Below are 25,218 nucleotides of genomic sequence, written 5' to 3'. Positions count from 1 at the left end.
AGCACACATGCGAAGCTGGGGGCGTCCCAAACACCAGGAGGTCCTCATGGCGGAATCACCGGAGCCCGAAGTCAGCGAAACTCCCGAGGACGAGATGAAGCGCAAGTTCCGGGAGGCACTGGACCGTAAGCGGAACCAGAATGCCGACGCGGGCGCGGGTGGCAGGGGCTCGGATCACTCGAAGATCCACGGCGCACATGGCCCCGCTGCCAACAAGCGATCGTTCCGACGCAAGAGCGGCTGAAACCGCGATATTTCCGGGGGGTACGGCTTACCGTACCCCCCTTTCTCTTGACCTTATTAGGTAGATCTTCGCCCGTTTCATGGCGTTTGCTTTGCATTTGTCGGGTTTGAGGCATACAGTCCATAGCGTTACCAGCTGGTGACCTGGCCCTTCACCAAGAAGGCCGACCGGCTGGCGCCGAATCCCGCTCCGGCGGGAACCGGGGAACCACGTTCCTTGGGGTGAATCCGACGAACCGTCGGTAGGGCACCTCCACGCCCGAACCCGTCAGCTAACCCGGTAGGCGAGATGGAGAGGACAGCTATCTCATGCACTGCCGCGACGTACCCCTCACCCGCGTAGCTTCACCCGCCGCCTACTGAGCGGCCCCTTCCTCAAGGATCACCACCCCCCCTAGCGCTCCCGCGTAGCGACCGTTCGGCCTTTTGCCCGGCTACGCGCCGATGACGAGCGCCATCCCTGACCCCGTACGAAGGACTTTGCTTTATGTCTCGCCGCTTCGGCATGCGTAGCTTTGCCATGTTCGTCTCCACCGCCGCCCTTGCCGGTGCCGTCACCGTCGGCGCCGGGGCGCCCGCGTCGGCCGACGACCACTTCACCGACAAGCAGACCCTCCTGCACGGCTCCACCACCGCCTCCTACTACTGGGACGACGGCTCCGGCCGCAACGGCGACACCGGCATGCCCGCCAGCGGCAAGCCCATGCAGAAGGGTCTGGCCGCCAGCCCGAGCTGGCCGCTGCTCACCGAGGGCTACGTCGTCTACAAGGGCAAGAAGATGCCCTTCTTCGTCGGCGACCGAGGCCCCGGCATCCCCTCCAACAGGGGCATCATGCTCGACCTCGACGCCAAGACCTTCGCCGACCTCACCGGCGGCACCTTCAACTCGCGCTCGCTGACCGTCGACGGCGTCGGCGGCCAGGGTCACATCAAGGTGGACTACGTCATCACCAAGTGGGGACCCGGCGTCGGCAAGAAGAACCACCCGGTCGCCTTCGCCACCGGCGCCTGGGGTCGCAAGGACCACAACCCGGCCAAGCCGCCGGTGATCGCCGCCGAGAAGCCGGCCGAGAAGCCGTCGCAGGACGCCGCGGAGAAGAACGCTCCCGCCGTGGTCGCCGAGCGGCCCAGCTCCACCCCCGGCGCCAAGAGCCCGAAGGCCGCGTCGGCTGAGAACGCGTCCGCGCAGCTCGCGGCGGCCAGCACCGCTGACGAGAGCCGTCCGACCGGCGTCGCCGCCCTCGCCGTCATCGGCGGGCTGGCCCTGCTCGGCGGCGGACTGTTCATCGGCCGCGACCGCCTGCGCAAGGTCTTCCAGCGCTGACCTGACGCACTCGAAAGCACGTACAAAAGGGCTGTCCACCCGTCTGCGTGAAGCGGGCGTCCCCAGACCTCACCGGTCGGGGGACGCCCGCTTCCGCCGTTTCCGGGGGACTCGTCAGCGCAGCCGTTCCAGGCCCTGCTTGACGGCCGCCAGCACCTCGGGATCCCGCATGGGGTTGGCGCGGGGCACGTGCGGCCCTTCCCGCCGGGCACTCCTGCCCCGCCTCGGCAACTCCCCGTACGGTGGCCTGCCCCGCCCGGCGGTGGCCGCCCCACCCGCGTCGGCGCGGGCCGCGGCCTCGGAAGGCGCCGTTTCCCGCCCACCGGTACGGCTCGCCAGGTCAGCGGGGGCTTCTTCGCCCAGGCCGGCGAGCGCCGTCGCGCCGGCAGCCGAGGCGTCCGCCACCTCGACCACGTCCACCATCTCGACCACGTCCGAGATATCGGCCTCGCCCACCACCTCGGCCACGTCCGAGACGTCGGCCCCGTCCACCGTCTCGGCCACGTCCGGCATTCTGGACGCGGCCGTCTTCTTGGACCGGTGGGGTTCTTCGGGAGGGGGCTGTGGGCCGGAGGCGGGTTCCGGGCGGGTGAGCAGGCCCAGGGCGGCCATCCGGCGCACGGTGAGCAGCACCGTGTAGACCGGCTGCCCGAGCCGGACCGCCAGGTCCGCCGGTGTGGCGACCCCGTCCGCGTGGATCAGGATCTCCCATTCGAGCTCCCCCACCGTGACCCGCTGTCCCGGCGGCCGGTGCGCGGGCGTGACGGGCACGCCGTCGAGCTCCGTCGATGGCCAGGTCTGCGCCAACTCGCTTCTCCTTCGCGCGCACTCGCGGATCAGCCAGGCGACCTCGAAGGCCCACACCTCACCGTACGGGTGCCGCTCACCCGGGCGGAACCTCGGCCGGGCGGAAAGTTCGGCGGAAAGCAGGAAACCGGCCGCGTCGAGCACCGTCCCCACCACACAGAACTGCAGCTCGGCCCGGGTCAGTCCGTCGATCGTGCGGCCTCTGGCCGTCAGCATGTCCTCAAGCGAGGGCGTCCCGTCGCTTTCGAGGAACGTCACGCGACCGCCGTCCAGGTACGCCTTGCCCGTGCCCGCGAGGCTGATCGACCCGGATGCCCGTTCGCGCGCCAGCCCGGTCAGCAGAGTCTGGATGGCGGCCATCGCTCAGCCGCTCATCCGGCCGGTGATCTCGCGCAGGCTGTCCCTGGCCCGGGTGAGGTCCCCCTGGGCGAGGTCGAGCCGCACATAGAAGACGAGCGGCCCGGCGAAGGGCATCTCGACCGGCCGCATCAGGTGGTAGCCGACGTCCGTCACCACGATGAGGTCCTCGACGCGGGCGGCGCCGGTGGGAGACGACTGGGCCAGCGCGTCCATCGTGGCGCGCAGTGACTCGCGGAGCGCGGGCGCGGAGCCTTCGAGGTCGGCGGCACCGCTCGCCGCGAACACCGTTCCGCTGAGGTGGTCGACCACCAGGGCGTCCAGCGCGCCAGGGATGTCCATTACCCTGAGCAAGCAGTCATCTAGTGCGAGCACTGGGGCAGCCTAGGACGGCGGGAGCGCCCTGCAGAGGCCCGCGTGGAAAAAAGTCCGCCAGCGGAGGAGAAATCTCCACCCGAGGTTGAGCTTTCCTACACAGCTTCGGACTCAGGCGCAGCGGCGGAGTCAAGTCCGGCGTCCGACTCGGGCAGTAGCGCGGACTCGTCGGGCTTGTGGACGAGTACCTGCTCCACGTATGACCGCACCGCCTTCTCCAGCCCGACGTCGCAGCCCGCCTCCTCCGACAGGAACCAGCGGTGGTCCAGCACCTCGTGGAAGATCTGCGCGGGCTCCAGTTTGCGCCGCATCGGCACCGGCACCGCCTCTATCGTCGGCTGGAACACCTCCGCCAGCCACCGGTGCGCCACGATCGCCTCGTCCTCGTGCCGCAGCCCTGTGGCCACCCGGAACCCGTCGAGGTCGTTCAGCAGCCGCCTGGCCTGGTTCTCCTCGACGTCCAGACCGGTCAGCCTGAGCAGACGCCGCTGGTGGTGGCCCGAGTCGACCACCTTCGGCCGCACGATCAGCCGCCCGGTGCCGACCTTGCGGCGCACCATCATCTCCGCCACGTCGAAGCCCAGCAGGTTGAGCCTGCGGATGCGCTGCTCCACCTTGTGCCAGTCGACCTCTTCGATGATCTCACTCTGGGTGATCTCCTCCCAGAGCCGGTGATAGCGGTTGACGATGTCCTCGGCCGTCTCCATCGGATCGATCGACGGGTGCAGCAGGCCGCCCGCCTCCAGGTCGAGCATCTCGCCGAAGATGTTGACGTGCGCCGTCTCGATGTCGGCCAGCCGCTGGCCGTCGCTGATCATCGGGTGCAGCTCGCCGGTCTCGGCGTCCACCAGATAGGCGGCGAACGCCCCGGCGTCCCGGCGGAACAGCGTGTTGGACAGCGAGCAGTCCCCCCAGTAGAAGCCGTTCAGGTGCAGCCGGACCAGCAGCACGGCCAGCGCGTCGAGCAGCCGCGTCAGCGTCTCCGGCCGCAGCGTGCCCGACATCACCGCGCGATAGGGCAGCGAGAACTGCAGATGGCGGGTGATGAGCGCGGCGTCGAGGCCCTCGTCGCGGCCGGTCACGTACGCCACCGGCTCGACCGAGGGCGCGTCGAGCCGGGTCAGGTCCCACAGCAGCTGGTACTCCCGCCGGGCGTACCTCTCGCTGATCTCCTTGATCGCGTAGACCTTCCCCGACAGGCGCGCGAAGCGCACCACGTGCCGTGAGATGCCGCGCGGCAGGTCCACGAGATGGTGCTGCGGCCACTCGGCGAGCGGAGTCTCCCAAGGGAGCCTGATCAGGTCGGGGTCACCCAGCGCGCCGGTGATCTGAAGGGGCATGTTTGCCAGGATATGGTGCGGCCTTGTGGATGAGTTTCTCGCCTGGCACTTCCAGAGCCACCCGATCGTCGCCGCGTACCTCGGCGCCGACGGCTACGACCACACTCTCGGCGACTTCTCCGCCGCCCACCTGCAGGCCGTCGAGCAGGAGGAGCGACGCTGGATCGCCCGCCTGTCGCAGTCGCAGGCCCCGACCCCCGACGACGCCGTCGACCGCGACCTCGTGCTGTCCCACCTGCGCGGCTCGGTCGCGATGGCGCAGTGGCCGACGTGGCGGCGCGACCCCGCCTTCTATCTGTCGCCGGTGTTCACCGCCCTCAACACCCCCTTCCAGCAGCGGCTCAAGCCCGAACCCGAACTCGTCTCCGCCGCTGTCGCCAAGCTCGCCGAGGTCCCCGGCGTGCTCGCCGCCTGCCGCGCCAACCTCGACCCGACGATCGCCTCGCCGCTGCTCGTCCAGCGCGGGCTCGGTCAGGCGCGCACCGGCCGCCACCTGCTGACCGTGACGATCCCCGGCCTGGTCGAGGACGACGGGCTGCGGGCCAAGCTCGCGGCCGCCGCCGTACCGGCCGCCGCGGCCTTCGACGGGCTGGTCGCCTTCCTGGAGGGCTTCACCTGCGGCGGGAGCTGGCGCATGGGGGAGGAGCTCTATTCACGCCTGCTGCGCGAACGCGAACTTCTCGGGTACGGCGCCGCCGACCTGCACGCCAAGGGCCAGAAGGCGTGGGCGGACCTCGACGGGCGCATGCGCGAGGTCGCCACCCGCGTCGACGGCACACACGACTGGCGGGCCGCCATGGAGTCCCTCATGGACGACCACCCGGCCACCCTCGCCGACATGCGCGCCGAGTACGAGGCGGAGACGCTGCGCGCCCGCGAGTTCGTCCGCGAACGCGACCTCGTCACCTTCCCCGACGGGGAGGAGTGCCTGGTCCAGCCGTCGGCGGAGTACGCGCGGCCGGTGCTGTCGGTCGCCCACTACCTCGCGCCGCCGCCGCTCGGCAGCTCGCGCACCGGCATCTTCTTCGTCCCCTACACGCCGGACGGCTTCACCCCAGAGCAGGTACGGCAGCGCCTGCGCACCAATTCGCGCGCCCAGATGCCGTCCATCGCCGTGCACGAGGCGTACCCCGGTCATCACTGGCATCTGTCGCACATCGCCGGGAACCCCCGCACGGTGCGCAAGGTCTTCCGCACGCCGTACTTCACCGAAGGGTGGGCCCTGTACGTCGAGAAGCTGCTGCACGAGCAGGGGTACTTCGACACACCCGCGACCGAACTGGCCCACCTGGACTGCCGGATCTTCCGGGCGGCGCGGATCGTCGTCGACACCGCGCTGCACTGCGAGGACATGACGATCGAGCAGGCCGAGGAGTTCATGTCCACGCGGGCGTCGCTGTCGCCGGGCACCGCTCAGGGCGAGGTCAACCGCTACTGCGCGTGGCCCACGCAGGCCCCGTCGTACCTGACGGGGGCGCTGGAGATCGAGCGGATCAGGCAGGCGTACGACGGGCCGCTGAAGACCTTCCACGACACGCTGGCGGGCTCGGGCGGGCTGCCGCTGGGGCTGGCGGAGAAGGCGGTGCTGGGGTAGGCCGACGCAGGGTCGTGACTCCCGGGCGGCCGGTCACGGGCGGCGGGGGAAGGGCGGCGAGTTCAGCGTGCGGTCGACGACGGCGGCGAGCTGCGCCTCCGTCAGGATGGCCGGCCGGCCGATCGACAGCGCGCGCACGTACACCTCGCACAGCCACTCCAGCAGCCGGGTGGCCTCGAACGCCTGCTCCAGCGACGCCCCGATCGTCACGCCGCCGTGGTTGGCCATCAGCACCGCCCGCTTGCCGGCCATGGCGGCGCGGACGTTGGCGGCCAGCTCCGGCGTGCCGTACGTGGCGTATTCGGCGACCTTGACCACGCCGCCGAGGATCAGCGCGTTGTAGTGGACCGGCGGGAGTTCGCTCATCGTGCTCGCCACCACGGTCCCGAACACCGAGTGGGTGTGCACGATCGCCTCGGCGTTCGTGCTCGCGTAGACGGCCAGGTGCATCGGGGTCTCGGAGGATGGCGGATGGTCGCCTTCCACCAGGTATCCCTCGATGTCCACGACGGGGCACATGTCGGGGGTGAGCCGGTCGAGGGCGCCGCCCGACGGCGTCACCGCGACCAGCTCGCCGTCGCGGACGCTCAGGTTGCCCGAGGTCCCGATGACCAGGCCCTGGTCGACGGCCCGTCTGCCGTACGCGCACAGCTCACGTCTGAGCTCGGCCATCCTCATACCCGGGCAATCTAGCCCACTCAGGACACAACCCAGCGGCCACCCCTGCTCAGGCGGTCAGTGTGGACAGGGCGGCGAGCATCAGGCGTTCGACGGAGGCGCGCGTCAGCCGGTCCGGATACAGGACCAGGTGCAGGCTGAGCCCGTCGACCAGCGCGAGCAGGGTCTCGGTCGCGTCGTCGAGGTCGGCGTCCGGCCGTACCTCTCCGTCCGTTCGCGCCCGGACCAGCAGCCCGTGTACGGCGGCGCGCAACTCCCCGGCCTCCGCCCGCTGCACCTCGGCCAGCGCGTCGGCCGCGAGACTCCGGCTCCAGAAGCTGATCTCCAGCCTGGTCTCCTCGGCGCGCTCGTCGTCCAGCGGCAGGTTGTCGAGCAGGACCGTACGCAGCGCCACCAGCCCGGAGGCGCCCTCGACCTTGCTGATGAGCCGCTGCCTGATGCGTTCGTGCGAGCGCCGCAGCGCCGACAGCAGGATCTCGTCCTTGTCGGCGAAGTAGTGGGACAGGACGCCGTTGGACAGTCCGGCCTCCTTGGCGATGGCCCGGGTGGTGGCGGCGTCGATGCCGTCGCGGACGATCACCCGGGTCGCGGCGGTGAGGACGTCCCGTCGGCGTTCGTCGTGGTCAACGATCTTCGGCATGATCGCATTCTATTGACTTTTTAGTCGGACGTCTGTCTACTAGCGGGGTATGACGGTCGTCACAGTCGGCGTACACATCGTCGACGTCCTGGCCAGGCCCGTCGAGCACCTGCCCGCAGGGCAGGGCACCGTGCTCGTCGACGAGATCCGGCTCACCGCCGCGGGTTCCGCCGCGGGCACCGCCGTGGACCTGGTGAAACTGGGCAACCCGGTGGCCTCGCTCGGCGCCGTCGGCTCGGACGAGCTCGGCGACTTCCTCCTCATGGTCATGGCCAGGCACGGCGTCGACGTCAGCCGGGTGCGGCGGCGGGCGGGTGACCGTGCCTCGGCCTCGATTCTGCCGATCAGCCCGGACGGCGGGCGCCCGAGCTTCCACACGCCCGGCGCCAACCTCACGCTCACCCCCGCCGACCTCGACGCGGACCTGCTGCGCGAGGCCCGAGCGGTCCACCTCGGCGGCGTCGACGTCACCTTCGGTCTCGGCGACCCCGCCTTCTTCGCCCTCCTCGACTCGATCAGGGCGGAGGGCACCGTCGTCACCATGGACCTGCTGTCCGAACTGCCCGACCTGTTAGGGCCCGCCAGGGCGTTCCTGCCGCACGTCGACTACGTCCTGCCCAACGAGTCGCAGGCCCTGCTGATGACGGGCGCCGCCGACGTCCGGGCGGCCGCGGCGTCCCTGCTGGCCGACGGGCCGCGCGCGGTCCTGGTGACACGGGGCGCGGCGGGGAGCTTGGTCGTCACCCCGTCGGGCGAGGAGTCGATCCCGGCCCTGAAGGTCGAGGTCAACGACACCACCGGCTGCGGCGACGCCTACTGCGCAGGATTCATCACCGGCCTCCTGCACGAGCGGGACCTGCTCACCGCCGCCCGCTGGGGCACGGCGGCGGCGGCGCGCGTGGCGGGCGGCCTGGGCTCGGACTTCGGCCTCACCGACCTCCCCTCCACCCTGTCCCTCCTGCGAGGTTTCCGACTGGAGGACGTGTGACGACAGACCGCGAACTTCGGGAGCGCGCCGGAAAAGTCATTCCAGGCGGCATGTACGGTCACCTGAACGCCGCCATCTTCGCCCCCGGCTACCCCCAGTTCTTCGAACGCGCCCGAGGCTGCCGCCAATGGGACGTGGACGGCCGCGAGTACCTCGACTTCATGTGCAGCTGGGGCCCGGTGGTCCTCGGCCACCGCCACCCCAGGGTCGAGGAGGCCGCCGCCCGGCAGGCCGCCAAGGGCGACTGCCTCAACGGCCCCGGCCCGGTCATGGTCGAGCTGGCCGAACTGCTCGTCGACACCGTCCCGAGCGCCGACTGGGTCATGTTCTCCAAGAACGGCACCGACGCCACCACCCAGGCCCTGATGGTGGCCAGAGCCGCGACCGGCCGTACCAAGGTGCTGATGGCGCACGGCGCTTACCACGGCGCCGACCCCTGGTGCACCCCGTCGCTCGCCGGAACCACCCCGAACGAGCGCGCCGACCTGGCCGAGTTCGCCTACAACTCGCTGACCGGCCTGGAGGAGGCCGCGGCCGCCCTCGACGGGGAGGTGGCGGCGATCATCGTCACCCCGTTCAAGCACGACTCGTTCGAGGACCAGGAGCTCGCCGAGCCCGAGTTCGCCCGAGGCGCCAGAAGGCTGGCCGACCGAATCGGCTCGGCCCTGGTGATCGACGACGTACGGGCCGGGTTCCGGGTGGACCTGCGGGGCTCGTGGGAGCAGTACGGCGTCCGTCCCGACCTGACCGCGTGGTCGAAGGCGATGGCCAACGGCTATCCGATCGCCGCCGTGACCGGTACGGACGCGTTGCGCGGCGCCGCCCAGACGCTGTACTCGACCGGTTCGTTCTGGTTCTCCGGGGTCGCGATGGCGGCGGCGAAGGCCACGATCGAGACCCTGCGCGACACCGACGCCATCACGGCCATGGAACGGGCGGGCGCCCGGCTCCGGGCGGGCCTGTACGCCCAGGCCGAATCGCACGGCTTCACGGTCAACCAGACCGGCCCGGTGACGATCCCATGGCTCAGCTTCGACGGCGACGCCGACCTCTCGGTCGCGATGCACTGGACGACCGAGTGCCTGCGCAACGGCGTCTATCTCCACCCGTGGCACAACTGGTTCCTCTCGGCGGCGCACACGGCGGAGGACATCGCTCTCGCCCTGGATGGCACCGATAGCGCCTTTTCCGCCACGAAGAGGCATTTTTCCTGATTTATGGGTGTAGTGGGGGGGTCTTGCCCCGCACGTCCCCGGTCGGTCATGCTGGCGTTCCCCGAGGGCTCCGATGGCGGCTGATGTCCCTTTTCGGGGCGCTCTCAGCAGGTCGAAGGTTACGGGTCGGTTGCGTCCTCTTGACGGGCATCGGGCGGTGTTCGTACGTTCGGGCAAAACCTTTAGGAAACTTTCCTAATTGAACGACTCTCAGGAGCGTCCGGATGTCCCACCCGGAAGAGATCACCCGACGTCAGCTGCTGCGTCGTGTCGGCATCACCGCCTTCGCCGTCGGCCCTGGGGCGAGCCTGCTTGCTGCCTGCGCCACCGGCGGTGGCAACACCCCCTCCGCCGCCCCCACGACCGCCGCCGCGGGCGCCGTCAGCCCGAAGAACCCCTTCGGTGTGGACGCCAAGAAGCCCCTCGAAGTCGTCATCTTCAGCGGCGGCTACACCGACAGCTACGCCAAGGACGGCCATGAGCCGCTCTACACCAAGGCGTACCCGGGCGTCACGATCAAGCACACCGGCACGCAGCAGATCGGCACCCAGCTGCGCCCGCGCTTCCTCGCCGGCGACGCTCCCGACGTGGTCAACAACTCCGGCCCCGAGTCGCTCGACCTCGCCGCCCTGGCCAACGAGGGCCACCTCGCCGACCTGACCCCGCTGTGGGACGCCCCCTCCGTCGACGACCCCAACAAGAAGATCCGCGACACCATCACCCCGGCCGCCATCGAGAACGCCAAGCTCAATGGCAAGGACCTGGTCCTCAACTACACCGTCTCCCACCGGGGCCTGTGGTACAACGCCAAGCTCTTCGCCACCAAGGGGTGGAAGCTGCCCCAGACCTGGGAGGAGTTCCTCGCGCTCGGCGAGACCGCGAAGAAGGAGGGCATCCACCTCTTCGCCTTCCCCGGCCAGAAGGGCCCGTACTACCAGCTCTGGAACATGCTCTACACAGCCGCGAAGATCGGCGGCAACCAGGTCATCATCGACATCGACAACCTGGTCGACAACGCCTGGAAGAGCCCGGCCGTCAAGGCGGCCGTCGAGGCCTGGCTGAACGTGCAGCTCAAGTACAGCGACAAGTCCTACCTCGGTCTCGACCACACCCAGGTCCAGGTCAAGCACCTGCAGAACAAGGTGCTGTTCTACCCCTGCGGCTCCTGGCTTGAGAACGAGATGATGAAGGACAAGCCCGCCGACTTCGAGTACGCGATCGCGCCCTTCCCGAACGTCACCGCCGGCGACGTCATGCCGTACGGTGCCATCCAGGTCGGTGTCGGCGAGAACTTCTTCGTCGGCGCCAAGGGCAAGAACGTGCAGGGCGGCCTCGAATACCTCCGCATCATGCTCTCCAAGGAGGGCGCGAAGGACTTCACGGCCAAGACCAAGAACCTCACCATCGTGAACGGCGGCGCCGAGGGCGTCGACCTGCCCCCCGGCCTGGTCAGCGCCGCCAAGGCCCAGGACGCCGCGGGCACCGACATCATCACCGACGCCCGGTTCGAGGGCTGGTACAAGCCGCTGTTCGACTACGCCTGGCAGCAGCAGAACACCCTCATGGCCGGCCGCATGTCCGTCGACGAGTACCTCGACAAGATCCAGAAGAAGGCCGACGACGTCAAGGCCGACTCCTCCGTCGCCAAGCAGTCAAGGAACTCCTAGACCGATGAAGGGTGAACCGAGGCAACGTGCGGAGCGGGCCGCCGCTCCGCGCGGGGAACGAAGCCCGGTGAGCGCGTTGAGAAGCCAGCGGCTGCGAAAGTACGGGTTCGTCGGGGGATTCCTCGTCGTGCCCGTCACCCTCTACCTGGTCTTCGTGATCAGTCCGTACATTCAGGCGTTCCAGCTCTCGCTGACGAGCTGGAACGGCTATCAGGCATCGCCGACGTACATCGGATTCGAGAACTTCACCCGCCTGCTGGGCGACTCCGTCTTCTGGAGCGCCGTCCGCAACCACGGGGTCCTCCTGCTGGTGCTCCCGCTCGTGACGATCGCGATCGCGCTCGTCTTCGCGTTCCTGCTGAACGTGGGCGGAGGCTCGCGGGGCGCCGGGATGACCGGCGTCGTGGGCTCGACCTTCTACAAGATCGTCTTCTTCGCTCCGCAGGTGCTGGCCGTCGCGATCGTGGGTGTGCTGTGGCGGGCCATCTACCGCCCGGACGAGAGCGGCGTCATCAACGGCGTGCTGATCGGCCTGGGGCTGGAACCGGTCGGCTGGATGACCGAACCGAGCCTCGCGCTGTGGTCACTGATCGCCGTCATGGTCTGGCAGGCCGTCGGCTTCTACGTGGTGCTGTTCTCGGCGGGCATGGCGGCCATCCCGAAGGACTACTTCGAGGCCGCGTCGCTCGACGGGGCGGGGCGGGTCCGGCTGTTCTTCTCGATCACGCTGCCGCTGCTCTGGGACACGATCCAGGTCGGCTGGGTCTATCTCGGCATCGCCGCCTTCGACGGGTTCGCGCTGGTGACCGTACTCACGATGGACGCGGGCGGGCCGGACAACGCGACCTCCGTACTACCGGTGGAGATCTTCAAGAACGCCTTCAACTACTCCAAGGTCGGCTACGCCTCGGCCATGGGTGTCGCGCTGTTCTTCCTGACCATCACCTTCGCGGTGCTGACCCTGCGGGTCTCCCGCCGTGAGAAGGTCGAGCTCTGACATGCACATCAAGGACAATCCAAAGGTGAGGGCTCGGCCCAAGGAGAAGTCGAACCCCTTCAGGGCGCTGTCGCATGTCGCGCTCGTCGTCTGGGCGCTGCTGATCATCCTGCCGTTGCTGTGGACGTTCCTGGCCGCGTTCAAGAGCAACTCCGAGATCTTCGGCAACGCGCTGCAACTGCCCGGCGCGCTGCGCTGGGACAACTGGGCGCGGGCCTGGGACAAGGCCAACGTCGGGCAGTACATGATCAACACCGTCATCGTCGTGGTCTTCAGTACGGCGGGGACGATGCTGTTCGGCTCGATGGCGGCCTACGTGCTGGCCAGGTACAAGTTCGTCGGCCAGCGCCTGATCTACCTGCTGTTCGTCTCCGGCATGGCCTTCCCGATCTTCCTGGCGGTCGGCCCGCTGTTCTTCGTGGTCAAGCAGTTCGGCCTGCTGGGCACGCACACCGGTCTCATCATCGTCTACATCGCGTACTCGCTGCCGTTCACGGTGTTCTTCCTGGCGGCGTTCTTCCGTACGCTCCCGGAGGCGGTGGCCGAGGCCGCGCTGATCGACGGCGCCTCGCACACGCGGACCTTCTTCCAGGTCATGCTGCCCATGGCGAAACCCGGCATGATCAGCATCACCATCTTCAACGTGCTCGGACAGTGGAACCAGTACCTACTGCCGCTGGCCCTGATCCCGGGGGACCGCAGCAAATGGGTCATCACCCAGGGCATCGCGGACATCTCCACGATCGCGGGCTACGAGGCCGACTGGCCGGCGCTGTTCGCCGCGCTGAACATGGCCATCATCCCGGTCCTGGTCATCTACATCATCTTCCAGCGCCAGATCCAGTCGGGTCTCGGGGCCGGAGCGCTGAAGTAGCGTGGGTGGTATGAGCGCATGGACACAGGACGGGCAGGTGCTCCGGCGCACGATCGAGGCGCCGGACTTCCCGACGGCCATCCGCATCGTCGACGACGTGGCGGTGCGGGCTGAGGAGATGAACCACCATCCCGACATCGACATCCGGTGGCGGACGCTGAGCTTCAGCCTGACCACCCACGACCAGGGCGGGGTGACCGAACTCGACCACCGGCTCGCGGCGGTCATCGACACAATCGCGACCGAACACGGGGCGTGATCGTATGGTGACTCGATAGAGTGGGCGGCCGTCAGTACCGATGGCCGCCGCTCTGGGAGTCGCTATGCGCTGGGTAGTCACCGTACCCGCTGTCCTCATACTCACCGCCTGTAGCGGGGGCACCAGTCCCGGCGCCGGCCCCAGCCCGAGGCCGGGCGAGGCGGTCGCCGGGCACGCCGGCCAGGCCGCCCACGTGGTCGCCCTGTCGGGCGGCGGCGAGTTCACGAAGAAGGGCCCGGCCGCGATCGTCTACGACCATAAGCTCGCACCCGAGGGCGCCCAGGCCAGCCTGACGGTTGAGTCGCAGGGCGGCAAGACGGTGTCCTCGCTGGTCGTCGAAGGGTTCCTGCCCGATCGCGCGTACGGCGCGCACCTGCACACCAAGCCGTGCGCCGCCGATCCCGACGCTGCGGGTCCCCACTACCAGCAGCACCACCACGACCCGGCCAGCCACGGCGCGACCGCCGCCAACGAGGTCTGGCTCGACCTGACCACCGACGAGTCCGGCTCCGGCCGCGCGACCGCCCGCAACGCCTGGTCGCTCGATCCCAACCGGCTGCCGCGCTCACTGGTCATCCACGCCCAGCGCACCACCTCGGCGGGCCCCAACGCGGGCACAGCCGGCCCGAGAGTCACCTGCATGACCCTGCGCTAACCGACACCGACACCGACACGGCCAGGTGCAGCTGGCCGCAGTGCCGCCCGCAGGCCCCCGCATTAACCCTCCGCGCAGGTGCGCGCCGCTGCGGTCCTCTGCGGTGAACGCGGGCACGGCTGACTTGAGGGCCACCTGTATGAGCCTGTGCACGACGCCAGCGGTTCCCGGACGGGCCCAGCTGGCCAGTGCCACCCGCACGGCCCCGCATCAGCCTCCGGGCAGGTGCGCACCGCCACGACCCTGCGGTGAGACGCGGGTACGATCGCCCCGAGGGGCGCCCCGTCACCTCTCCAGGTACCTCTCTCCAGGTACCTGTCAGCCCTCCAGATAGGCGAGCACCGCCGCGACCCTGCGGTTGATGTCGCCGGTGTTCTCCAGCCCGAGCTTGGAGAAGATGGCGTTGACGTTCTTCTCCACCGACGACAGCGACAGGTGCAGTTCCCGGCCGATCGCCGGGTTGGAACGGCCGCGCGCCATCTCGCGAAGTACCGCGCGCTCGCGCTCGGTCAGCGCCTCGGTGCCGCCGCGCACCGCCCGCAGCGACATCAGCCCCTCGACCACTTTGGGGTCGATCACCGAGCCGCCCTCGGCCACGACGGAGAGGGCGGCCAGCAGCTCATCTAGGTCGCCGACGCGATCTTTCAGCAGGTAGGCGAAACCCTCTGTGCCCTTCTTGAACAGCTCGAAGGCATACAACGCGTCGCCGAACTGCGACAGCACCACCACCCCGACCCCGGGGTGGTCGGCCTTGATGCGGTGGGCGGCGTCGATGCCCTCGAACCCCGGCCGCCAATCGCCGCCGGGCATCCGGATATCGGTGATCACCACGTCAGGGGCGAACCTGCGCACCGCGTCGAGCAGTTCGTCGGCGTCGCCGACGGCGGCGACCACGTCCACGCGCCCCGTGGTCTCCAGCAGCCGCCTGGTGCCCTCGCGGACCAGGTAGTGGTCGTCGGCGACGACCGTCCGCAGCGTTTCAACCATGCGCGGGTACCCATGCCTCCACTGTTGTCCCTTCTTCGACGGTACTCGTGACCTTCAGGTCGCCGCCGAGCGCGCTCAGCCGATCGGCCAGCGCGGCGAGCCCGCGTCGCGCGACCGCCGTCTCGTCGAATCCACGTCCGTCGTCGCGAACCTCGGCCCGCAACCGGCCGTCGCCGCGCGACAGCCGCACCTCCATCCTGCCCGCACCCGCGTGCTTCAGCGCGTTGGTCACCGCCTCGCTGACGGTGAAGTACAGCGCGCCCTCGACCTCGTCGGCGAACCGCGTGGCCCGCAGGCCGGGGTCGGCGAGTACGGTGGTCGCCACCGGTAGCCGCGAGCAGCGCGACTCGACGGCCTCGACCAGCCCGCCCTGGCCGAGTACGGACGGGTGGATCCCGGCGGCCAGTTCACGCAGGTCGTCGAGCGTCCGCTGCGCCTGTTCGCGCAGCGGCGGCAGCAGCGCCTGCCCGTCGCCCGAGGCCCGCGCGAGTTCCAGCCCGGCGATGAGCGCGACCAACTGCTGCTGGACACCGTCGTGGATGTCACGTTCCAGCCTGCGCCGCTCCGCCTCCTGCGCGTTGACGAGCCGCCCCGCCAGCGCCGCGCTCTGGATGGCCAGCCCGACGGGTACGGCGAACGCCCGCAACAGCCGCCGGTCCTCCGAGGTGAACCGCCCCGCGATCTTAGGACCACAGGCAAGCTGACCGAGCCCCCCTGCGACGACCAGCGTGGCCGCAGGCTCGGCGCCGCGTATGCCAGGAGCGGCCGTCTCACCGCGGTATGTGTCGGGGGCGGACACCTCCCTGCGGCCTGCACCCGAAGCGTATGTGTCGCCGTCGTGTGTGCCCCGAGTGGCCGCTTTGCCGTCGTGTGTACGTGAGGTGGCCGTATCGCTGCGGCGTGTGTCGGGGGCGAACATCTGCCTGTGGCCTGCGCCCGGGGCGTATGTGTCGTCGCCGTGTGTACCCGGAGTGGCCGCCTTGCCGTCATGTGTGCTGGAGGAGTGTTGTGGGTCATGGTGTGGGTTCAAAGCGAGGGTCGGGTCGGCACGTGTACGTGGGGTGGCTGTCTCGCGGCGGCTCCTGGCTGAGGTGGCCGTCTCGCTGCGGCGTGCGTCGGGGGCGGACACCTCACCACGGCGTGAGCCTGGAGCGCACGTGTCGCCGTCGGATGCGCGTGAGGTAACCGTTTCGCCGTCGTGTGTGCCCGAGGCGGTTCTGCCGCTTCGGGTGCCCGAAGCGGACATCACACCGCCGCGTGTGCCTGCGGTGAAGGTCTCGCCGGTTGCCGTGGTCACCGCCGCCCAGCGGACGTCGAGCCCCGCCCGTACGGCCTCGGCCAGTCCGGCGAGTTGCTCACCCGGTCCGGCGCGCTGCAACTCGGGGGACAGGTCGGACAGCAGCTCGGTCACGGTCGGGCGCAGGTCGAAGATCAGTGACAGCCGGGATCCTCTGACCCCGACGCGCAGGTCGAGCAGGCGGTGCCGGACCAGGGCGACGGCGATGGCGGCGGGCAGGGAGCCGACGGCGAGGAGGACGCCCATGGCGAACACGCTCGGGTCGCCCGCCGCGCCGATCGTGGTGGCGATCATCCCCACCATGTTGGCCAGCCCGCCGACGGCCAGCCAGCGGAGCTGACGGCGCTCGCGTTCCTGCGCCCGCCGCCACCGCACCAGCAGCCCGCAGAAGACGATCATGCTGACGGCGTAGACGACGAACTGCCCGAGGGCGTTGGCGATCATGGCGGGCGGCGGCCAACCGGCGAAGGAGGGCGGGCGGACTTCCGCCTGGACGACGCCCACCGGTATGAACACCGTTCCCGCCCAGTGGACGGCGATGCCGAGCGCGCCCGCCCAGGCGACCGGGCGCCAGCGGGAGGAGGGTAGGTGACCGTCGGGGAACAGCAGGGGCAGGAACACCCACAAGAGGCCGTAGAAGACCGCCAGCAGCGAGCTGAGGGCCTGCCCCGCCAGGATCGCGCCCTGCCCGTGCAGGCCGAGACCGAGAGCGCCGAGGCCGAAGGTGCAGGCGACGGCCAGGAGCAGCCAGCCGTACCCGAGCTCGGGCCGTCTGCGCGCGATCAGCAGACCGAGCGCGAGCGGGGGCGTGCCGAGGGCGAGGAGCAGCCACTGAGACGGGCCGAGGCCCTCCAGCAGGGCACTGGTGACCAAGCCCGCCGAGGCGAGCAGCGCCAGCGCGCCTGCGACGACTTTCATAGGTGTTCATCCTGCTGAACGGGGCGGGCGCGGTCTATGCGGTTGACCGTACATCGTCGTACGGTCACCCGGGTGGGCTCGCGCACGGGCGCGAGGTTGGCTGTCCACATGGACAAGCGACTGCGTTCGGTCTCCCTCGCCACAGCCGCCACGCTGACCCTGGGCGGCGCCGTCGGCGCCGGCCCTGCTGCGGCAGAGCCGACCTCGTCCGCGAGCACAGCGGTGGAGCCCGCCCCGTTCGCGAACGCTGTGGTGAAGCCTGCCCCGTTCGCGGGCATGGTGGCGGGGCCCGCCCTATCCAGAAGGAATGTGGCGGAGCCCGCGCTGTCCGCGAGCGCTGCGGCAGAGCCCGCCTCGTCCGCGAGCGTGGTGGCAGAGACTGCCCCGTTCGCGGGCATGGTGGCAGGGCCCGCCCTATCCAGGAGCACTGCGGCCGAGCCCGCGCTGTCTGCGAGCGCTGCGGTGGAGATTCCCGCCACTCCAGCGGGTGACCAGCTCAGGTGGCTGGTCGACGCGCTGCGCAGAGCCCCGGTCCCCGAGGCCGAGATCCGGGAGCGGATCACTGCCGAGTACCTCAGCCACATCACGCCAGCGCAGTTCAACGAGGTCTTCGTGGCCTTCGCCGACCTCAAGCTGACCGCCGTGTCCGCCACCGAGCCCGCTTCTGTGCACGCCCGCGCGACCTCCGGCGGCAAGAACTGGCGCGTGGCGGTGTACGTGGACGCCACCGGGAGGATCAGCCAGCTCCTCTTCAGAGAGATCGTGCCGCCGCCCCGGCCGCCGGGCGACTGGCCCGAGCTGGAGCGGCGACTGGCGGCGATCGCCCCCGAGGTGGGCTTCGTCGCCGCCGAGATCGACGGGCGCACCTGCCGCCCCGTGCGGGGCGTCGAGCCGCGCACGGCCCGCCCGCTGGGGTCGATGTTCAAGCTCTACATCCTCGGTACGGTCGCCAGACAGATCCGCGCGGGCCGCTACTCCTGGGACACCGAGCTGACCATCACCCCCGAGCTCAGGAGCCTCCAGGTCGGCGGCCTGGGCGCGCGGCCGGACGGCAGCAGGGTCAGTGTCAGGGAGGCGGCCGAGCTGATGATCTCCATCAGCGACAACATCGGCACCGACCTGCTGCTGCACAAGGCCGGGCGGAAGGCGGTCGAACGCACCGTCCTGGCCTGGGGCGCACCGGTCAAGGGCAACGTCCCGATGCTGAGCACGCGCGAGCTGTTCATGCTGAAGAGCGAGCACGCCTATCCGCAACTGGCCGACCAGTACAAGAAGCTGAGCGTGAAGGGCAAGCGCGCGTTCCTGGCCGACACCGTGGGCAAGATCCCGCTGTCGTCGTTCGGCCATTGGCCGGGGCCGCGTGAGCTGTCCGCGATCGAGTGGTTCGCCTCGCCCGCCGACATCTGCCGGGCGCACGCCGAACTGCGCGCGATGGCGGACCCCGCCGTGGAGAAGGCCATGTCGATCGCATCCGCCGGGATCCCGGGGGCCTGGTACAAAGGCGGTTCCGAGCCCGGCCTGCTCGACGTCGGCTATTCGGTGAAGGACGACGACGGCAAGGTCCGCTTCGTCACATTGATGGCCGCCGACCACGACAATCTTCTGCCGGAGGACACGATGGGGCCCGAGTTGGGGGCGCTTGCGGCGGGTGCGGTTGAACTCATGAGGTCAACCGCATAGTGGTGTACGGCCGTCGGGGTGGCCGCGACTGCTGGAGTTGGGGTGTGTGGGGTGGGTGCGGTCGGATTCATGTGGTTGGCCGCGTAGTGGTGTGCGGCCGTCGGGGTGGGCGCGACTGCTGGAGTTGGGGTGTGTGGGGTGGGTGCGGTCGGATTCATGCGGTTGACCGCATAGTGGTGTACGGCCGTCCGGGTGGGCGCGGCAACCGCGACCCGATTGGCTGGACGGCATGCACAACCGACGCACGAAGATCCTCTCCCTTTCCGCCGCACTCCTCGCCTCGGGCGGAATCCTGATCCCGGGCGCGGCCGTCGCCGACAGCGCGCCCACCTCGGCCGCCGGCAAGGCGGTCACGCCCGGGGCGGACATACCCGCCACCCCTGCGGGCGCCAAGCTGAAGTGGCTGCTCGACGCGATGTCCCGCGCGCCGATCCCCGAGGCCGAGGTCAAGGAGCACATTTCGGCCGGATACCTGGAGTACCTCTCGGCCGCCCAGTTCAACGAGGTCTTCAAGGCGTTCGCCGGGCTGAAGCTCACCGCCGTCCACGACCAGGCGCCTGACCGGCTCGGCGCCGCCGCCACGCTGGCAGGCAAGAAGTGGTGGTTGGTCCTCGACCTCGACCCCGACGGCAAGATCGAGATCTTGGGGTTCTCCGAGGTCAAGCCCCCGCCGCCCGCCCCCCGCGACTGGAAGGACCTGGAGCGGCGCCTGGGCAAGGTGACCACGGACGCCGGGTTCCTCGCGGCCGAGATCGACGGGCGTACCTGCCGCCCCGTGCGGGGGGTCGAACACCGCAAGGTCCGCCCGCTGGGGTCGATGTTCAAGCTATACATCCTCGGTACGGTCGCCAAGCAGATCCGCGCCGGTGACTACTCGTGGGACACCGAACTGACCATCACGCCCGAGCTGAAGAGCTTCCCCAGCGGCATCCTGCAGATGCGTCCCGACAACAGCAAGGTGACCGTCAGGGAGGCGGCCGAGCTGATGATCTCCATCAGCGACAACACCGGCACCGACCTGCTGCTGCACAAGGCCGGGCGGAAGAACGTCGAGCGCACCGCCCGATCGTGGGGCGCACCGGTGAAGGGCAACACGCCGATGCTGTCGATCCGGGAGATGTTCCTGCTGAAGAGCGAGCACGCGTATCCGAAGCTGGCCGACCAGTACAAGAAGCTCAGTGTGAAGGGCAAGCGCGCGTTCCTGGCCGACACGATCGCCAAGATCCCGAGGTCGTCGTTCAAGGTGTGGACCGCGCCGCGTGAGCTGTCCACGATCGAGTGGTTCGCCTCGCCCGCCGACATCTGCCGGGCGCACGCCGAACTGCGCGCGATGGCGGACCCCGCCGTGGAGAAGGCGATGGCCCGCAACAGCGGAGGCGTCCCCGGAGCGTGGTACAAGGGTGGCTCCGAGCCTGGCCTGCTGGACTTCGGCTACTCGGTGAAGGGCGCGGACGGCAAGGTCCGGTTCGTCACGACCATGGCGGTGGACAAGAAGAAGCCGTTCGACGTGGTCAAGGACCAGGACGAACTCATCGCCCTCTCTAGCGGCGCATTCAAACTGATGAGCTGATCGCCAGCCCTCACCAATCGTTCGGGGGCTGGTGAGGGCTGCTCATCGGTGGGGGTGCCCTCTGCTGCGCTCGGGCTGGGGGTTGGTTGTTGGTTCGGCGCTGTGCTCGGGTCGGAGCCGGGTTTGTTGTTGATTCGGGGGTGGTTGGTTCTTGGTTCGGTGGTGTGGTTGGGCTGGCGGGTGAGTGTCGGTTTCCGGTGGTGGAGGCTCGCAGTGGCGAGGGCGGGCTCTGGTCACCGTGGCGCGCTTGGACGGATGAGTTCATCGGTCCGGACGGCGCGAACGGCCCAAGCGGCCCAAGCGGCCCGAGCGGCCCGAGCGGCATGAACGGCGTGAGCGGCGTGAGCGGTCGGACGGCCCGAGCGGCCCGGACCCGCCGGACGGCCCGAGCGGCATGAACGGCGCGAACGGCATGAACAGCGCGGACGGCCCGAGCGGCTGGAGCGCTTGTTCTGGGCCGAGCGGCTGGGGCGCTCAGCTATGGCCGAGCAGCCCGAGCGCTCATCGCGGGCTGCTCGGCTGGGGCGCCAGCCCAGGGACGCCGCGTCGTGAGCCACCGGATCGAGGTGCACTTCGGTCCGTCGCCGTCGGCAATCGCCGGAACGTCCACGCTGTGTGGGAGGGCGTCCGCTGAGGTGGTCGCCCTCTTGCTCGTAGCCCGATGCCACGTACTCGGAATCAGATACTTCCGCTGCTTCTAATTGACAAGATAATTTTTCAATACTTAGTGTAGCCCTATGAGCGCTGACGTCGATGTGGTGCACGGGTCGCTGTCTCCATTGCGTCGACGCGTGCTGGAGGAACTGTGTGAGCCGGCCTCGGCGACGACCGTCGCCGCCAAGTTGGGGGAGAGTCGGCAGCGGATCAACTATCACCTGCGTGAGCTGGAGAAAGCCGGGCTGGTGGAACTGGTCGAGTTGCGGCAGCGACGTGGACGCCAAGAGCGGGTGGTGCGCGCGACCGCGCGCACCGTGGTGGTGGCGCCTGAGGTCATCGGCACCCTGTCCCCAGCGGAGCAGGACCGGTTCGCCGCTGACACGTTGCTGGCCGTGACCGCTCGCACCTTCAGTGAGGTGGCCGAACTGCGTGAACTCGCGGCCGAGGAGGGCAAACGGCTGGTCACCTTCACCATCGAGACCGAAGTCGGCTTCACCGAACCGGCCGACATCAGCCGGTTCGCCACCGACCTTGCGGCCCGTGTCGCCGACCTGGCCGCCTCGTATGACTCCCCGGCCGCTTCCCGCCGCTACCGGCTCATCATCGGCGGCCATCCTGTGGCTGGCTCCGGCACCCGAGATGTGGCTGGCTCCGGCACCCGAGATGTGGCTGGCTCCGGCACCCGAGATGTGGCTGGCTCCGGCACCCGAGATGTGGCTGGCTCCGGCACCCGAGATGTGGCTGCCACCGGCACCCGAGATGCGGCTGCCGCCGAGACTCAAGAAGCAGCTGCCACCGACACTCAAGAACCGGAGGAATGACCATGGACGGCAACAAGCGTCCCATCGTCGAACTGACCCTCGACGCGCCTCAGGATGCGGTCTGGCGTGCGGTCAGCACCGCCGAGGGGCTGCACGAGTGGTTCGGATACGACTACGACGCCGACCACAGCGGCCCCGCCCGGCCCGATGCGGGGCTCGCCGAGGAGATCCGCTCGATGGTGGACGGCTCGGAGCTTCATGGGCGCGAGCGTGTCGCCTTCGACGACGATACCGAGCTGACCTTGACCGCCGACGGCGAGCGCACGATCGTCCGGTTGGTCGTGCCGGACGTGGAGGGCGCCAACTGGGCGGAACTCTACGGCGGGGTGGCCGACGGCTGGCGGTTCTACCTGGAGCAGCTTCGCTTCTACCTGGAGACCAACCCGACCGGGCGCCGCCGTACGGTGTACCTGGCAGGCGAGGCGACCGGAGCCCAGGTCGCCGAACTCGTCCGGCCGGGCATGCCGTGGCACGCGGCAAGCATCGTCACCCCCGAAGGTCATCTCGTATCGGTCGGGGCCGACCCCGCTGACCCCGACTCCGCCCCGGTCAACGTGATCGTCACGGCCTACGGTCTCGATGACGACGCCTTCGCCGCACTGCAGGAGCGGTGGGCACACCGCTGGCAGGCAGTCGTCAAGAACCCCGAGATCATTCCGTAGGGTCAATGGGTCGGGCTCTGGTTGGGTGTTCGGGGCGACGCGCCCGCTCCACTCAGGAGGAGCAGGCGCGTCGCCGCCAGATCCACTCGGGCAGAGCCACGTGTCCGGGACACCGGCCGAAGACGGCCCCGGTCTGGAGGGGACAGTGAAGGAACGCCCTGGTCCGGATGCTCAGGGAAGAGGCGCCATGGTCCGGAGGGATGTCGGCTGAAAGGCGCCCCGGTCTGGATCGTCAGCGAAGGGGCGCCCTGGTCCGGGAAGGAGGTCTCGGTCAGGATGACGCGGTGATCGCCAGGTCCAGGAAGAGGGCGGCCGACCAGCCGAAGCCGGACGTCGCCCGCGTGGCCTTGGCCCCGGTCACGGGGTTCCAGTACTCATACAGGCCGCCGCCGTCGCGGACCATGGCGAGTGTCCGCTTGGTCAGTTCGTCGGCGGTCGCGCCGTACCCCGAGCGACGCAGCCCGTCGATGAGCAGATAGTTGACGTTGAGCCACACCGGCCCGCGCCACATGGCATCCGGATCGTGCAGCGGATCGTCGAAGGCGACCGTCGGCACCGGCCGCTCACCCCAGAAGCTCGGCGAGCGCAGATCGCTCGCCAGCTGGTCGGCGACCTCGGCCGGAAGCCGTCCGGTGAACAGCGGCATCAGGTCGAGCGGCGTGCGCACGGAGGCCGTCGGGGTGGTGAAGCGGACGCCGGTCCAGCGGCGGGAGACCATCAGGTCGGTGAGGGCCTGCGCCCGCTCGCGCCACTGCTCGCCGGGCCTGCCGATGGCCTGTGCGATGTCGGCCAGCCGGTCGTACTGCAGCGCCAGGTAGGCGTTGAGGTCGGGTGGCTCGGCCCGGGGCCCGTGGTCCCAGATGGGGCTGTCGTCCAGGCCGGAGGAGTACGGGTGGAGGTATTCGGCCAGGCCGTCGCCGTCGGGGTCGGAGTACCGGAACCACCACTCCTGGGAGCGGACGAGACGGTCGTAGACCTCTTCCAGGAAGCCGGTGTCGGGCGCGGCCTCGTGGATCTTCCAGACCGCCCACGCGGTGAGCGGCGGCTTGGTGACGGGTACGGCCTCGCGGACCGGCGGGCCGCCCACGTGCTGGGCGAGCCGGGCGAGGTCGGAGCGCGGCAGGTCGGTGGTCTCGCCGAGCACCCCGTGGTCGTGGACGACGTCGGGGATGAGCCCGTCCTCGCGCTGGTTGTCGAGGAGGATGCGGATCTGCTCCCTGGCGAGGTCGGGGTCGGCGTGCCTGAGGGCGATGGCGTGGAAGTAGGAGTCCCAGTTCCATAGGCCGACATAGCCGTACTTGGAGGGGATCAGCGACTCGCGGCCCCTGATGTCGACGAGGTTGACCGCCAGCGTCCACCAGGCCATCTCGGCGCGTTCGCGCAGGTCTTCGCGCACGTCGGGCAGGCGGGCGAACCAGGCGTCCCAGCGGGCGGCCGCCCGCTCGGGGGCGTCGGGGTGGTGGCCCTCGCCCACGAGCGTGTACGCGCCGTCGACGGCGGCCTCGCCCTGGTCCCATACGGCGCGGGCGGCGGACCCGGTGAGGACGAGGGTCTCGGCGTCGGCGAAGGCGAGCACGACCCCGCCGTCGAACTCGATCCGGGACGGCAGCGCCCGCCGTACCCTCAGTTCCTCCTCGCCCCTGAAGACCCGCAGGCCCGACAGGACGGTCGTGTCACTGAGGCGGGTCTCGTACAGGGCGCGGGCCACCCACAGGGAGCCGTCGTCCGCCGCCATCACCAGCAGGCGGGAGCCCCGGTCGGTGAAGGGGCGTTCGCGTAGGTCGAGCATCAGCGTCCTCCAAGGCCGGAGGCGGCCATCGAGTTGATGATCTTCCGTTGGCCGATCAGGAAGGCGATCAGCGTGGGCACCACCGAGATCGACGAGGCGGCCAGGATCAGGCCGTAGTCGATCGCGCCGAACTGCTTGGCGTAGGTGGCCAGCAGCAGCGGGACGGTGAACAGTTCGGGGGTGTTCAGGAAGATCAGTGGGGTGAAGTAGGAGTTCCAGGAGGCGAGGAAGGCGATGATGCCCAGCGCGCCCATCCCGGGCCTGATGTTGGGCAGGACGACCCGCCAGAAGGTCGTCCAGCGGTTGGCGCCGTCGATCCTGGCGGCCTCCTCCAGTTCCACGGGCACCGCCCGGATGAACTGGCGCAGCAGGAACACCGCGAACGGGTTGACGATCGTCGGCACGATCAGCGACAGGTGGGAGTCCACCCAGCCGATCTGCGCCAGCATCAGGTAGAGCGGGGCGACCGTCACCTGCGGCGGCACCATCTGGGTGGCCAGGAACACCACGAACAGCACGCCGGAGCCCCTGAAGCGGATCCGCGCGAAGGCGTAGGCGGCCATGGCCGAGGTGACCAGCGTCAGCGCGACGTTCAGCACTGCGATGTAGAAGCTGTTCCAGTACGCTCCCGCGATCGTGCTCTCGCCGAGGACCTGGGCGTAGTTGCCGGGAACCCACGGGTTGGGCAGCCAGTCGAGCGGGTTGTTGAGCATCTGGTGCGTGCCCTTGAAGGAGGTCAGCAGCATCCAGACGAACGGGAACAGCATGAGGAGCCCGCCGACGGTCAGCGAGACGTGCAGGGCGACCTGCCTGGTTCGCATGGGC

General features: G+C 69.5%; 23 protein-coding genes and 1 riboswitch. Of the genes, 14 read left to right on the top strand and 9 right to left on the bottom strand.

From position 1 onward, the window contains the following. Nucleotides 1-46 precede the first annotated feature (46 nt). Together ABD120_RS05040 and ABD120_RS05035 are read left to right on the top strand one after the other, a co-directional pair. Nucleotides 47-244, top strand: coding sequence for a DUF5302 domain-containing protein (locus tag ABD120_RS05040; RefSeq protein ID WP_343948496.1), 198 nt, complete (start codon nucleotides 47-49; stop codon nucleotides 242-244). Between the two features lie 165 nt (nucleotides 245-409). Next, nucleotides 410-545, top strand: a riboswitch (cyclic di-AMP (ydaO/yuaA leader). A gap of 203 nt (nucleotides 546-748) precedes the next feature. Continuing rightward, complete coding sequence (locus tag ABD120_RS05035; RefSeq protein ID WP_343948495.1) at nucleotides 749-1,567, top strand: hypothetical protein; 819 nt, start codon at nucleotides 749-751, stop codon at nucleotides 1,565-1,567. A gap of 114 nt (nucleotides 1,568-1,681) precedes the next feature. Here the strand turns inward: ABD120_RS05035 and ABD120_RS05030 are convergent, their stop codons facing one another. The 3 genes from ABD120_RS05030 to ABD120_RS05020 form a co-directional block, all read right to left on the bottom strand. Next, entirely contained in the window at nucleotides 1,682-2,734 is a 1,053-nt protein-coding gene (locus ABD120_RS05030; protein WP_343948494.1) for a hypothetical protein, read from the bottom strand. 3 nt (nucleotides 2,735-2,737) lie between these two features. Beyond that, entirely contained in the window at nucleotides 2,738-3,073 is a 336-nt protein-coding gene (locus tag ABD120_RS05025) for a roadblock/LC7 domain-containing protein (RefSeq protein ID WP_343948493.1), read from the bottom strand. Between the two features lie 128 nt (nucleotides 3,074-3,201). After that, a complete protein-coding gene (locus tag ABD120_RS05020) occupies nucleotides 3,202-4,446 on the bottom strand; it encodes a DUF4032 domain-containing protein (RefSeq protein WP_343948492.1) in 1,245 nt (414 codons plus the stop codon). Nucleotides 4,447-4,471: 25 nt separating this feature from the next. Between ABD120_RS05020 and ABD120_RS05015 the strand changes: the two genes are divergently transcribed. Next, nucleotides 4,472-6,040: a DUF885 domain-containing protein gene (locus ABD120_RS05015; protein WP_343948491.1), complete on the top strand. Its 1,569-nt coding sequence runs from the start codon at nucleotides 4,472-4,474 to the stop codon at nucleotides 6,038-6,040. A gap of 33 nt (nucleotides 6,041-6,073) precedes the next feature. Here the strand turns inward: ABD120_RS05015 and ABD120_RS05010 are convergent, their stop codons facing one another. Together ABD120_RS05010 and ABD120_RS05005 are read right to left on the bottom strand one after the other, a co-directional pair. Continuing rightward, entirely contained in the window at nucleotides 6,074-6,718 is a 645-nt protein-coding gene (locus ABD120_RS05010) for a class II aldolase/adducin family protein (protein ID WP_343948490.1), read from the bottom strand. A gap of 49 nt (nucleotides 6,719-6,767) precedes the next feature. Next, nucleotides 6,768-7,358 (bottom strand): TetR/AcrR family transcriptional regulator, encoded by a 591-nt coding sequence (locus tag ABD120_RS05005; protein WP_343948489.1) that lies wholly within the window; start codon nucleotides 7,356-7,358, stop codon nucleotides 6,768-6,770. Nucleotides 7,359-7,407: 49 nt separating this feature from the next. Here ABD120_RS05005 and ABD120_RS05000 point away from each other — a divergent pair, with 49 nt between their 5' ends. The 7 genes from ABD120_RS05000 to ABD120_RS04970 all read left to right on the top strand — a co-directional run bounded on the left by ABD120_RS05000 (nucleotide 7,408) and on the right by ABD120_RS04970 (nucleotide 14,012). Further along, nucleotides 7,408-8,346, top strand: coding sequence for a carbohydrate kinase family protein (locus tag ABD120_RS05000; RefSeq protein WP_343948488.1), 939 nt, complete (start codon nucleotides 7,408-7,410; stop codon nucleotides 8,344-8,346). Next, nucleotides 8,343-9,560 (top strand): aminotransferase class III-fold pyridoxal phosphate-dependent enzyme, encoded by a 1,218-nt coding sequence (locus tag ABD120_RS04995; protein ID WP_343948487.1) that lies wholly within the window; start codon nucleotides 8,343-8,345, stop codon nucleotides 9,558-9,560. Before ABD120_RS05000 ends, ABD120_RS04995 begins: the two co-directional genes overlap by 4 nt. A 224-nt stretch (nucleotides 9,561-9,784) precedes the next feature. Then, nucleotides 9,785-11,227: an N-acetylglucosamine/diacetylchitobiose ABC transporter substrate-binding protein gene (gene ngcE / locus ABD120_RS04990; protein ID WP_343948486.1), complete on the top strand. Its 1,443-nt coding sequence runs from the start codon at nucleotides 9,785-9,787 to the stop codon at nucleotides 11,225-11,227. Between the two features lie 67 nt (nucleotides 11,228-11,294). Next, on the top strand, nucleotides 11,295-12,224 hold the full coding sequence (locus ABD120_RS04985) for a carbohydrate ABC transporter permease (protein ID WP_343948485.1): 930 nt from the start codon (nucleotides 11,295-11,297) through the stop codon (nucleotides 12,222-12,224). Nucleotides 12,225-12,249: 25 nt separating this feature from the next. Further along, complete coding sequence (locus ABD120_RS04980; protein ID WP_343948484.1) at nucleotides 12,250-13,098, top strand: carbohydrate ABC transporter permease; 849 nt, start codon at nucleotides 12,250-12,252, stop codon at nucleotides 13,096-13,098. 10 nt (nucleotides 13,099-13,108) lie between these two features. Then, complete coding sequence (locus ABD120_RS04975; RefSeq protein WP_343948483.1) at nucleotides 13,109-13,357, top strand: 4a-hydroxytetrahydrobiopterin dehydratase; 249 nt, start codon at nucleotides 13,109-13,111, stop codon at nucleotides 13,355-13,357. 64 nt (nucleotides 13,358-13,421) lie between these two features. Beyond that, nucleotides 13,422-14,012 carry a superoxide dismutase family protein gene (locus ABD120_RS04970; protein WP_343948482.1) on the top strand — a complete coding sequence of 197 codons (591 nt, stop codon included), beginning with the start codon at nucleotides 13,422-13,424 and terminating at the stop codon, nucleotides 14,010-14,012. A 318-nt stretch (nucleotides 14,013-14,330) separates the two neighbouring features. Here the strand turns inward: ABD120_RS04970 and ABD120_RS04965 are convergent, their stop codons facing one another. Together ABD120_RS04965 and ABD120_RS04960 are read right to left on the bottom strand one after the other, a co-directional pair. Then, nucleotides 14,331-14,999: a response regulator transcription factor gene (locus ABD120_RS04965; protein WP_343948481.1), complete on the bottom strand. Its 669-nt coding sequence runs from the start codon at nucleotides 14,997-14,999 to the stop codon at nucleotides 14,331-14,333. After that, nucleotides 14,992-17,214, bottom strand: coding sequence for a sensor histidine kinase (locus ABD120_RS04960; protein WP_343948480.1), 2,223 nt, complete (start codon nucleotides 17,212-17,214; stop codon nucleotides 14,992-14,994). The genes ABD120_RS04965 and ABD120_RS04960 overlap by 8 nt, the downstream gene beginning before the upstream one ends. A gap of 108 nt (nucleotides 17,215-17,322) precedes the next feature. Between ABD120_RS04960 and ABD120_RS04955 the strand changes: the two genes are divergently transcribed. The 4 genes from ABD120_RS04955 (at nucleotide 17,323) to ABD120_RS04940 (ending at nucleotide 22,604) form a co-directional block, all read left to right on the top strand. Further along, a complete protein-coding gene (locus ABD120_RS04955; protein ID WP_343948479.1) occupies nucleotides 17,323-18,894 on the top strand; it encodes a serine hydrolase in 1,572 nt (523 codons plus the stop codon). A 229-nt stretch (nucleotides 18,895-19,123) separates the two neighbouring features. Next, nucleotides 19,124-20,464 (top strand): serine hydrolase, encoded by a 1,341-nt coding sequence (locus ABD120_RS04950; protein ID WP_343948478.1) that lies wholly within the window; start codon nucleotides 19,124-19,126, stop codon nucleotides 20,462-20,464. A gap of 737 nt (nucleotides 20,465-21,201) precedes the next feature. Further along, complete coding sequence (locus ABD120_RS04945) at nucleotides 21,202-21,942, top strand: helix-turn-helix domain-containing protein (RefSeq protein ID WP_343948477.1); 741 nt, start codon at nucleotides 21,202-21,204, stop codon at nucleotides 21,940-21,942. A 2-nt stretch (nucleotides 21,943-21,944) separates the two neighbouring features. Beyond that, the gene (locus ABD120_RS04940; RefSeq protein ID WP_343948476.1) at nucleotides 21,945-22,604 is read left to right on the top strand and encodes an SRPBCC family protein; all 660 of its coding nucleotides are present in this window, start codon (nucleotides 21,945-21,947) and stop codon (nucleotides 22,602-22,604) included. A 271-nt stretch (nucleotides 22,605-22,875) separates the two neighbouring features. Here the strand turns inward: ABD120_RS04940 and ABD120_RS04935 are convergent, their stop codons facing one another. Both ABD120_RS04935 and ABD120_RS04930 read right to left on the bottom strand, forming a co-directional pair. Next, complete coding sequence (locus ABD120_RS04935; protein ID WP_343948475.1) at nucleotides 22,876-24,393, bottom strand: amylo-alpha-1,6-glucosidase; 1,518 nt, start codon at nucleotides 24,391-24,393, stop codon at nucleotides 22,876-22,878. Next, nucleotides 24,393-25,214, bottom strand: a complete 822-nt coding sequence (locus tag ABD120_RS04930; RefSeq protein WP_343948474.1) for a carbohydrate ABC transporter permease — start codon at nucleotides 25,212-25,214, stop codon at nucleotides 24,393-24,395. Before ABD120_RS04930 ends, ABD120_RS04935 begins: the two co-directional genes overlap by 1 nt. Nucleotides 25,215-25,218 lie beyond the last annotated feature (4 nt).

Origin of the sequence: Nonomuraea longicatena, from assembly GCF_039525605.1 — a bacterium.
Taxonomy (GTDB): domain Bacteria; phylum Actinomycetota; class Actinomycetes; order Streptosporangiales; family Streptosporangiaceae; genus Nonomuraea; species Nonomuraea longicatena.
This window is presented reverse-complemented; position numbering and strand designations above follow the sequence as displayed.